At 66.1% G+C, this 7,963-nt stretch carries 11 protein-coding genes; 7 read left to right on the top strand and 4 right to left on the bottom strand.

What is annotated here, in order from left to right; genetic code table 11:
* The first annotated feature begins 11 nt into the window (after positions 1-11).
* The 6 genes from B0W80_RS33435 to B0W80_RS33410 are packed head-to-tail and all read left to right on the top strand — an operon-like array spanning position 12 to position 3,796.
* The gene (locus tag B0W80_RS33435) at positions 12-413 is read left to right on the top strand and encodes a DUF2069 domain-containing protein (RefSeq protein ID WP_077003443.1); all 402 of its coding nucleotides are present in this window, start codon (positions 12-14) and stop codon (positions 411-413) included.
* Entirely contained in the window at positions 410-1,834 is a 1,425-nt protein-coding gene (locus B0W80_RS33430; protein WP_077003442.1) for an FAD-binding oxidoreductase, read from the top strand. The genes B0W80_RS33435 and B0W80_RS33430 overlap by 4 nt, the downstream gene beginning before the upstream one ends.
* A gap of 48 nt (positions 1,835-1,882) precedes the next feature.
* The gene (locus B0W80_RS33425; RefSeq protein WP_077003441.1) at positions 1,883-2,122 is read left to right on the top strand and encodes a type II toxin-antitoxin system CcdA family antitoxin; all 240 of its coding nucleotides are present in this window, start codon (positions 1,883-1,885) and stop codon (positions 2,120-2,122) included.
* Between the two features lie 7 nt (positions 2,123-2,129).
* Positions 2,130-2,444, top strand: a complete 315-nt coding sequence (locus B0W80_RS33420) for a CcdB family protein (RefSeq protein WP_077003440.1) — start codon at positions 2,130-2,132, stop codon at positions 2,442-2,444.
* Between the two features lies 1 nt (position 2,445).
* Positions 2,446-3,279, top strand: a complete 834-nt coding sequence (locus tag B0W80_RS33415) for a thymidylate synthase (protein ID WP_077003439.1) — start codon at positions 2,446-2,448, stop codon at positions 3,277-3,279.
* Between the two features lie 13 nt (positions 3,280-3,292).
* The gene (locus B0W80_RS33410) at positions 3,293-3,796 is read left to right on the top strand and encodes a dihydrofolate reductase (RefSeq protein WP_077003438.1); all 504 of its coding nucleotides are present in this window, start codon (positions 3,293-3,295) and stop codon (positions 3,794-3,796) included.
* 19 nt (positions 3,797-3,815) lie between these two features.
* On the opposite strand, the gene B0W80_RS33405 is transcribed toward B0W80_RS33410, so the two are convergent.
* From B0W80_RS33405 to B0W80_RS33390, 4 genes are read right to left on the bottom strand one after another with little or no spacing between them, the layout of a single operon-like run.
* A complete protein-coding gene (locus B0W80_RS33405; RefSeq protein WP_179107091.1) occupies positions 3,816-4,163 on the bottom strand; it encodes a non-heme iron oxygenase ferredoxin subunit in 348 nt (115 codons plus the stop codon).
* Between the two features lie 9 nt (positions 4,164-4,172).
* Entirely contained in the window at positions 4,173-4,649 is a 477-nt protein-coding gene (locus B0W80_RS33400; protein WP_179107090.1) for an aromatic-ring-hydroxylating dioxygenase subunit beta, read from the bottom strand.
* A gap of 2 nt (positions 4,650-4,651) precedes the next feature.
* The gene (locus B0W80_RS33395) at positions 4,652-5,917 is read right to left on the bottom strand and encodes an aromatic ring-hydroxylating dioxygenase subunit alpha (RefSeq protein WP_077003437.1); all 1,266 of its coding nucleotides are present in this window, start codon (positions 5,915-5,917) and stop codon (positions 4,652-4,654) included.
* Positions 5,918-5,955: 38 nt separating this feature from the next.
* Entirely contained in the window at positions 5,956-6,951 is a 996-nt protein-coding gene (locus B0W80_RS33390; RefSeq protein ID WP_077003436.1) for a 2Fe-2S iron-sulfur cluster-binding protein, read from the bottom strand.
* Between the two features lie 85 nt (positions 6,952-7,036).
* On the opposite strand from B0W80_RS33390, the gene B0W80_RS33385 reads away from it, so the two are divergent.
* The gene (locus B0W80_RS33385; RefSeq protein ID WP_077003435.1) at positions 7,037-7,945 is read left to right on the top strand and encodes a LysR family transcriptional regulator; all 909 of its coding nucleotides are present in this window, start codon (positions 7,037-7,039) and stop codon (positions 7,943-7,945) included.
* Positions 7,946-7,963 lie beyond the last annotated feature (18 nt).

Genomic DNA, 7,963 nt, shown 5'->3' with positions numbered 1-7,963 from the left:
GTTTTCGCCCCGTGAACGCTCCCGCCGCCTCGCCCTCCTCCGTTTCCGCCACCCGATGGCTCGCCGTGGGCAGCCTGCTCGGGCTGATCGTGCTCGGGCTCGCCTGGGAGCTGTGGCTGGCGCCTTTGAGGCCGGGCGGCTCGTGGCTCGCGCTCAAGGTGCTGCCGTTGGCCATCCCGCTGGCGGGGCTGCTGAAGAACCGCATGTACACCTACCGCTGGGTCAGCCTGCTGGTCTGGCTCTATTTCACCGAAGGCGTTGTGCGCGCCTGGAGCGACGTGGGCGGCACGAGCCGCCTTCTCGCGCTGGCCGAGGTGCTGCTCTGCCTCGCGCTCTTCGCCGCCTGCGCATGGCACGTGCGCCTTCGCCTGCGACACGCCAAAACACAAGCTCTGGAAGGCGCTGCGCCATGACCACCGCGTTGATCGAACAGCTGCGCACCGTCGTCGGTGCGCCCAACGTCCTGACCGATGGCGACCTCTCCGCCTGGGAACAGGACTGGCGCAAGCGCTCGCGCGGCAAGGCGCTGGCCGTGGTGCGGCCCGGCAGCACCGCCGAAGTGGCCGCCGTGGTGCAGGCCTGCGCGGCGGCCGGCACCCCGATCGTCCCGCAAGGCGGCAACACGGGCCTGGCGGTCGGCTCCATTCCCGACGAGAGCGGCACCCAGGTCGTGCTGAGCCTGCAGCGCATGAACGCTGTGCGGGCCGTGGATGCCGCCAACCTCACGATGACGGTGGAGGCCGGCTGCGTGCTGCAAATCCTGCAAGAGACGGCCGAGAAAGCGGGTTTCCTGTTCCCGCTGAGCCTGGCCGCCGAAGGCAGCTGCACCATCGGCGGCAATCTCGCGACCAACGCGGGCGGCACGCAGGTGCTGCGCTACGGCAATGCGCGCGATCTGTGCCTGGGGCTGGAGGTGGTCACGCCGCAGGGTGGCATCTGGCAAGGCACCAGCGGACTGCGCAAGGACAACACAGGCTACGACCTGCGCGACCTGTTGATCGGCAGCGAGGGCACGCTGGGCATCATCACTGCCGCGACGCTCAAGCTCTACCCCCTTCCCGCCGCGCGCCTGACCGCCTGGGCCGCGGTGCCCACGCTCGAACAGGCCGTCGAGCTGCTGGGGCTGGCCCACCAGCGCCTGGGCCCCGGCCTCACGGGCTTCGAGGTGATGGGCCGGTTCGCGCTGAGCCTGGTCGCCAAGCATTTCCCGGCGATGCGCGTGCCCTTCATCGAAGACGACGGCATGCCCTACTGCGTGCTGCTGGAAAACTCCGACAGCGAGTCGGAAGACCATGCCCGCGCCCGCTTCGAAGCATTGCTCGAAACCGCCTTCGAATCCGGCTGCGTGAGCGATGCGGTGGTGGCCGAGAACCTGACCCAGGCCCACCAGCTCTGGCACGTGCGCGAAAGCATTCCGCTGGCGCAAGCCGAGGAAGGGCTCAACATCAAGCACGACATCTCGATCCCCGTGTCGCGCATCCCCGCCTTCGTGGCCGAAACCGATGCCCTGCTCGAACGCGCCATGCCCGGCGTGCGCTTGGTCAACTTCGGCCACCTGGGCGACGGCAACCTGCACTACAACGTGCAGGCGCCGGCCGGCGCGAACAATGGCGACTTCCTGCGCGACCACGAAGACCGCATCAACGACCTGGTCTACGAGGCGGTGCGCCGCTTCGACGGCTCCTTCTCGGCCGAGCACGGCGTCGGCTCGCTCAAGGTCGAAACCCTGGCAGCACACAAGTCGCCCGTGGCGCTGGAGATGATGCGCGCCATCAAGCGCGGGCTGGATCCGCAGAACCTGTTGAACCCGGGGCGGGTGATCCGCCTTTCCTGAGGGGTGCGCTTAAACTGTGCGCATTGTTCATGTGCAGGATAAGCATCCATGATTCGATTCGACAACGCCGCCAAGAGGGCGACCAATCTTTCGCTCAACAGCAAAGTGCTCGAAATGGCGCGCGAGTTGGGCATGAACATCTCGCAGACGGTCGACAGCCTGCTGGCTGAAGAGGTCAAGCGCCGCTACTGGGAGAAGTGGACCGAGGAGAACAAGGAAGCCATCGAGGCCTACAACGCCCGGATCGCCAAAGAAGGCTTGCCGTTGGCCAAGTACCGAACATTCTGAGCTGGGCATGGCGCGCTTCGACATCTACCGGCACCCTGATGCCACGCTCCGCAAGAACACGCCGTTCTTGCTCGACCTTCAAAACAGCTACCTCCGAGGTGTCGACACGCGCGTGGTGGCTCCGATGCGACTGGCCAAGATGTTCGGCCTGCCACTGCGTGATCTCAACCCTGTGTTCGACATCGCCGGGACGCAGGTCGTGATGGACATCGCCGCACTTGCCGCTTTTCCCGCCGCGGACCTGCGTACGCCCGTCCTCAACTTGCAGGGACAAAGCGAACTCATCGTCGGCGCGATCGACATGCTTTTCGGCTCCAATTGACATGACCACCCGCCCCATCCGCTCCCAATACGAAGACTTCATGCGCCACGTCGACACCCACGGCGTGCACAAGAGCGACCGCACCGGCACCGGCACCAAGAGCGTGTTCGGCCACCAGATGCGCTTCGATTTGAACGAAGGCTTCCCGCTGGTGACGACCAAGAAGGTCCACGTGAAGTCCATCATCGTGGAGCTGCTGTGGTTCCTCACCGGCTCCAGCGACAACAACTGGCTCAAGGAACGCGGCGTCACCATCTGGGACGAATGGGCGCGCGAGAACGGCGACCTGGGTCCGGTGTACGGCGTGCAGTGGCGCAGCTGGCCGACGCCGGACGGCGGGCACATCGACCAGATCCGGCAGGTGATCGACACGCTCAAGTCGAACCCGGACTCGCGCCGCATCATCGTGAGCGCCTGGAACGTGGCCGACCTGCCGAAGATGGCGCTGATGCCCTGCCATGCGTTCTTTCAGTTCTACGTGGCGCCGCCGCAAGCACCGGGCGAGCGCGGCAAGCTCAGCTGCCAGCTCTACCAGCGCAGTGCCGACATCTTCCTGGGCGTGCCCTTCAACATCGCCAGCTACGCGCTGCTGACCCACATGGTGGCGCAGCAGTGCGACCTGGACGTGGGCGACTTCATCTGGACCGGCGGCGACTGCCACATCTACAGCAACCATGCCGAGCAGGTGGCGCTGCAGCTGAGCCGCGAGCCCTTCCCCTATCCGACACTGCGCATCAAGCGCAAGCCAGCCTCGATCTTCGAATACGAGTACGAGGACTTCGAAATCGTGGACTACCGCCACGGCGATCCGATCAAGGCGCCTGTCGCCGTGTAGCCAGCATCAGCCCATGACCACCACGCGCATCAACCTGATCCTCGCCCGCGCCGCCAACGGCGTGATCGGCCACGAAGGCGGCATTCCCTGGCATCTGCCGGAGGACATGGCGCACTTCAAGCTGCAGACAGCCGGCGCGCCGGTGATCATGGGCCGCAAGACCTGGGATTCGCTGCCGCCGCGCTTCCGCCCGTTGCCGGGGCGCCGCAACATCGTCATCACCCGCCAGCCGGGCTGGCAGGCCGAGGGCGCGGAGTGCGTCGCCGGCCTGCGCGATGCGCTGGCCCTGTGCGAGCAGGAACAAGTGCCCGAGGTGTGGGTGATCGGCGGCGCCCAGATCTATGCCGAGGCCGAGCCGCTGGCCCAGCGCGCGATCGTGACCGAGATCGACCATCACTACGAAGGCGATGCATGGGCGCCGCGTTTCGACACTTCGTGGCGCGAGACCGCGCGCGAATCGCACCAGGCGGCCAACGGGCTGCGCTACAGCTTCATCACGATGGAGCGGCCCGAATAAAGACCGGGCGCTGCGGCGTTCAACCCAGCGCCAGGAAGACCCGCCCGCCTTCGATCTTCACCGGATAGCAGCGCACGTCTTCCGTCACCGGCGCGCACAGTGCCTTGCCGCTGCGCACGTCGAACTTGCCCTGGTGCAGCGGGCATTCGATCTCGTGGCCATCGAGAAACCCGTCGCACAGTCGCGCCTGGCCGTGCGTGCAGGTGTTGCTGGTGGCGTAGACCTCGCCTTCCACGCTGTAGAGCGCGATGTCCAGGCCCTGCAACTGGACGCCCATCACGTCGTCCTCGGGCAGTTCGTCGACGGCGGCGGCGTCGGTCCATTCGTTGGTGATGGTGGTCGTGGTGCTCTTGGTGGTCGTGTTCATCGCGGGCGATCAGATGGGGTAGATGATGGAGTTCGGGATCATTTCGCTGTCGTACACGACGAGCCGCGACGCGAACTTCAGGCCCTCCGGCTGGCGCACGACGGTGTCGATGTAGCGACCGACGTTGAACACGGTCGACAGCTCGCTCAGCTTGGTGCGAAAGACGGCGTAGTTGGCCTCGCTGTGGATGGTGCCGTCGGCCTCCACCTTGTGCACGAGCGGCTGGCCCACCACGTGGCGCTGGTAGTACGGGTCGTGGAACAAGGTCTCGCGGATGCCGTAGACGCGGTCTTCCAGCATGCCGCGGCTTTCGAAGGACAGCGTGGCCAGCGGCAGGCCGCGCTCGTGGTTTTCGCGCGGCTGCAGGCGGTAGCTGCACTCCTCGGTGAAGAAAGCGGGCCACAGGTCCCAGTTGCCGCTGTCGACGGCGCGCGCGTAGTCGGCGTAGAGCTGGTTCAGCGCGAAGTAGTCTTCGAAGTTCAGCATCGTCAGGCCTCCATCACCTCGCGCCAGTACTTGTACATGCCGCGGATCAGCGTCTCGGTGACCATGTGGTCGGTGTCCTCGACCTCGCGGCCGCCCAGTTCGGCCAGCGTGCGGTGATACGGCTTCTGCTCGAAGCCCTGCTGCGAGAACTCGATCACCTCGCCATCGTCGGCCGACACGAAGCCGGCGGGCCCGAACAGGTTGGCCTGGCGCAGCCGGCGGCGCTGCATCTCTTCGCTGTCGTCCTCGAAGCCGAAGTGCGTCCAGACGAAATCGAAAGCGTCGTGGCCCACGGGCTGGATGTGGCGGGTGGAAACGCTGTTGACCTGCTGCTGCAGGATCACGCTCGGGAAGATGGTGGTCATGACGGCCGTCGGGCCACCCCACCAGTCCTCCGGCACGATGTCGAGGAAGCGCGGGTCCTTGAGCTGCATGCTTTCCTTGAAGCTGGACACCTGCGTGACCTGCGCCGCCTTGCCGGCGGTGCCGCGGGTGGAAATCATGGCGGCATGGCGACCATGGGCGTCCATCTTCAGCTCGGACTTGTTGTCGGCGCGCCAGAGCCCGAAGGTGACGAACCATGTGTGCAGCAGGCCCGGGTGGTACGGGTCCTTGATGTTCTCCTGCATCAGCTTCCAGTTGCCGGGGATGCGCTGCCGGTTGTAGCCGAGGATCTTGAGTCGGCGGCCGTTGAAGAGCCGGTCGAAGTAGCCCAGCACCGCCGGGCCCATGAAATCTTCCAGCGACTCGACGTCGTGGTCGAAGGACGCGAACACCACGCCGCCGCGCGTGGCGACCTTGAGCTTGTTGAGCCCGTGTTCCTCGGTCTTGAAGTCGGCCGGCATGCCGCCGTTGACCTTGCCGTCCTGCTTGACACCGCGCCGGAAGGGCACGCCCTGCAGGTCACCCTTGAGCGAGTAGTTCCACTGGTGATACGGGCAGGTGAAGTCCTTGCGGTTGCCCTGGCGTTCGCGGCAGAAGCGCATGCCGCGGTGGGCACAGACGTTCTCCACCACATTGATGCCGCCATCGGCATCGCGGGTCATGATCACCGAGCGTTCGCCGATGGCAGTGCGCTTGAAGTCGCCTGCGTTCGGTATCTCGGCTTCGAGGCCGACGTAGCACCAGTGCTTGTTGTAGAAGAAGCGTTCGAGCTCCTTCTTGTGAAGCTCTTCGCCGGTGTAGGCCATGAAGGGAATGCGGCTGGTCTTTTCTGACTCCCAGCGCAGTTCCTGCGGGAACACGGTGGACGGGTTGTTGTGGGTCATGTGGGTCTCCTTGGTCTTTTTCGTCACGCTCTCGCGCCTCAGGCGGCCTGCGGGTAGAAGGCGTCGGCATGGATCTTCTCGATGGGCAGGCCGCGTTGCTGCAGCAGCAGGGTCACGGCCTCCACCATCGGCGGCGAGCCGCAGAGGTAGGCGCGCCAGCCTTCGAAGCCGCCGGGCCACTCGCCACGGATGGCGTCGGTGATGAGCCCCTGCCGCAGCCCCGGCCGCATCGGCCCGGCCACGCCGACCACATGCACCTTCAGTGCCGGATGGACCGCCTGCAGCTCACGCAGCTCTTCCAATCCATAGACGTCCGCGTCGGAGCGTACGCCGAAATAGAGATGGATGGGGTTGGGCATGCCGGCCGCCACCGCACCCCGTACGATGGCCAGCACCGGCGCCAGGCCGGTGCCACCGGCGGCGCAGAGGATCGGCCCCTCATGAAGGGTGCGCAGATAGGCCGCGCCCAGCGGACCGCTGACGCGCACCGCATCGCCAGGCTTGAGCTTGTCGAACACGTAGTCGGTGACGCGGCCACCGGGCACGCGGCGCACGTGAAACTCGAGCTCGGCATCGCTGCAGAGCCGGGCCATCGAATAGGGCCGCGCATGCTCGGGCGCGAACTGCAGCTGCGCATACTGGCCGGGCGAGAAGGACAGCGGCTTGGCCGCCTTCAGGCGCAGCCGGCGGATGTCGTGGGTCAGCGCGTCGATGCCGATGATGGTGGCCTTGACGATGCGCGCCGGATGCACCACCACTTCGTCCGGCTCCGGAATTTCGATGGTGCAGCTGCCGGTGAGCGTGCTCTGGCAGGCCAGCACGTGATGTTCGCGCGGTCCGTCGGGCCGCATGGCGCCCTCCCCCGTGCCGGCATCGAGTACGTCACCGTCGATGACTTTGCAGCGGCAGGTGCCGCAGCGGCCGGCCATGCAGCTGTAGGAGACGGGGACCTGATGCTCGCGCAGCACGTCGAGCAGGTTCGCGCCCGGACGAACGGCGATGGTGCGGGCGAGGGGGCGAACATGAAGCTCCATGACGGGCGATCATCGGCATCCTCGTCACATTGGCCAATAGAATTCCGTGAATTCATCGAATCACTGATGTGAATAAAGGTGCCGTGTGCAGCTCAAGGACATCGACCTCAATCTGCTCCTGGTGTTCGATCGCATGCTGGCCGAGAAGCGCGTGTCGGCGGTGGCAGAAGTGCTGGGCCTGTCGCAGCCTGCGATCAGCAATGCGCTCGCTCGACTGCGCCGCGTGTTCGGCGACGAGCTGTTCCTGCGCACCGCCCGCGGCATGGAGCCCACACCCTTCGCGCTGCAGCTCGCGGAGCCGGTGGCCTATGCGATGGGGGCGCTGCACGGCGCACTCAACCAGCACACGGTGTTCGACCCGGCCAGCAGCACGCGTGCCTTCACGCTGGCGATGACGGACATCGGCGAGATCTACTTCACGCCCAGGCTGATGGATGCGCTCGCGCGCACCGCGCCGGGCGTGACCATCAGCACCGTGCGCAATACGGCGGTGAACCTGCGCGACGCGATGGAGGCCGGCCACGTGGACATCGCGATCGGCCTGCTGCCGCAGCTCAAGACCAGTATCTTCCAGCGACGGCTGTTCCGCCAGCGCTACGTGTGCCTGTTCAGCGCCACCCATCCGCTCGCCGCGAAGCAGCGGCTGTCGCTCAAGGACTTCAGTGCGGCCGAGCACCTGCTGGTCAAAGCGGCTGGCACCGGACACGGGCAGGCCGACGAGGTGATGGCGGCACAGGGTGTGGTGCGGCACGTGCGCCTGACGGTGCCGCACTTCGTGGCCGTCGGGCACATCCTGCGCTCCACGCCCATGATCGCCACCGTGCCCGAGCGCCTGGCGCACAGCATCGCCGAACCTTTCGGCCTGGTGTGGCGCACCCACCCGGCCAAGCTACCGGAGATCGCGATCAACTGCTTCTGGCATACGCGCTTTCATCGCGAGCCTGGGAACCAGTGGTTGCGGGGGTTGTTGTTCGAGCAGTTTGCTGATGATTGAAAGATGGGTTGAGTGAGT

Source organism: Variovorax sp. KK3 (assembly GCF_001984055.1).
GTDB lineage: Bacteria > Pseudomonadota > Gammaproteobacteria > Burkholderiales > Burkholderiaceae_C > Variovorax.
The sequence above is the reverse complement of the archived record's forward strand: the minus strand, read 5'-3'. Positions and strand labels throughout refer to the sequence as shown.

What these genes read in the sequence shown, in the direction of transcription:
- B0W80_RS33430 (WP_077003442.1), top strand. Translation starts at nt 410, where the DNA reads ATGACCACCGCGTTGATCGAACAGCTGCGCACCGTCGTCGGTGCGCCC.
- B0W80_RS33405 (WP_179107091.1), bottom strand. Translation starts at nt 4,163, where the DNA reads ATGAACACGACCACCAAGAGCACCACGACCACCATCACCAACGAATGG.
- B0W80_RS33390 (WP_077003436.1), bottom strand. Translation starts at nt 6,951, where the DNA reads ATGGAGCTTCATGTTCGCCCCCTCGCCCGCACCATCGCCGTTCGTCCG.
- B0W80_RS33400 (WP_179107090.1), bottom strand. Translation starts at nt 4,649, where the DNA reads ATGCTGAACTTCGAAGACTACTTCGCGCTGAACCAGCTCTACGCCGAC.
- B0W80_RS33425 (WP_077003441.1), top strand. Translation starts at nt 1,883, where the DNA reads ATGATTCGATTCGACAACGCCGCCAAGAGGGCGACCAATCTTTCGCTC.
- B0W80_RS33420 (WP_077003440.1), top strand. Translation starts at nt 2,130, where the DNA reads ATGGCGCGCTTCGACATCTACCGGCACCCTGATGCCACGCTCCGCAAG.
- B0W80_RS33415 (WP_077003439.1), top strand. Translation starts at nt 2,446, where the DNA reads ATGACCACCCGCCCCATCCGCTCCCAATACGAAGACTTCATGCGCCAC.
- B0W80_RS33410 (WP_077003438.1), top strand. Translation starts at nt 3,293, where the DNA reads ATGACCACCACGCGCATCAACCTGATCCTCGCCCGCGCCGCCAACGGC.
- B0W80_RS33395 (WP_077003437.1), bottom strand. Translation starts at nt 5,917, where the DNA reads ATGACCCACAACAACCCGTCCACCGTGTTCCCGCAGGAACTGCGCTGG.